This window comes from Enhygromyxa salina, from assembly GCF_000737335.2.
In the GTDB taxonomy this organism is placed as follows: Bacteria; Myxococcota_A; Polyangia; order Nannocystales; family Nannocystaceae; genus Plesiocystis; species Plesiocystis salina_C.
Window position 1 is genome coordinate 1 of sequence record NZ_JMCC02000306.1, and the last position, 694, is coordinate 694.

General features: G+C 50.1%; 2 protein-coding genes. Both read left to right on the top strand.

What is annotated here, in order from left to right:
- A partial coding sequence (locus DB30_RS41020) for an Hsp70 family protein (RefSeq protein WP_146663001.1) occupies nucleotides 1–300 on the top strand: 300 nt, incomplete at its 5' end.
- A gap of 88 nt (nucleotides 301–388) precedes the next feature.
- A partial coding sequence (locus DB30_RS41025) for a DnaJ domain-containing protein (protein ID WP_146763117.1) occupies nucleotides 389–694 on the top strand: 306 nt, incomplete at its 3' end.

A 694-nucleotide genomic window follows, 5' to 3' on the forward strand; every position in this document is an offset into this window, starting at 1 on the left:
GACCATCTGCTGCACAGCACCCGTAAGCAGGTTGAAGAAGCAGGCGACAAACTGCCGGCTGACGACAAAACTGCTATCGAGTCTGCGCTGACTGCACTGGAAACTGCTCTGAAAGGTGAAGACAAAGCCGCTATCGAAGCGAAAATGCAGGAACTGGCACAGGTTTCCCAGAAACTGATGGAAATCGCCCAGCAGCAACATGCCCAGCAGCAGACTGCCGGTGCTGATGCTTCTGCAAACAACGCGAAAGATGACGATGTTGTCGACGCTGAATTTGAAGAAGTCAAAGACAAAAAATAATCGCCCTATAAACGGGTAATTATACTGACACGGGCGAAGGGGAATTTCCTCCCCGCCCGTGCATTCATCTAGGGGCAATTTAAAAAAGATGGCTAAGCAAGATTATTACGAGATTTTAGGCGTTTCCAAAACAGCGGAAGAGCGTGAAATCAGAAAGGCCTACAAACGCCTGGCCATGAAATACCACCCGGACCGTAACCAGGGTGACAAAGAGGCCGAGGCGAAATTTAAAGAGATCAAGGAAGCTTATGAAGTTCTGACCGACTCGCAAAAACGTGCGGCATACGATCAGTATGGTCATGCTGCGTTTGAGCAAGGTGGCATGGGCGGCGGCGGTTCTGGCGGCGGCGCAGACTTCAGCGATATTTTTGGTGACGTTTTCGGCGATATTTTT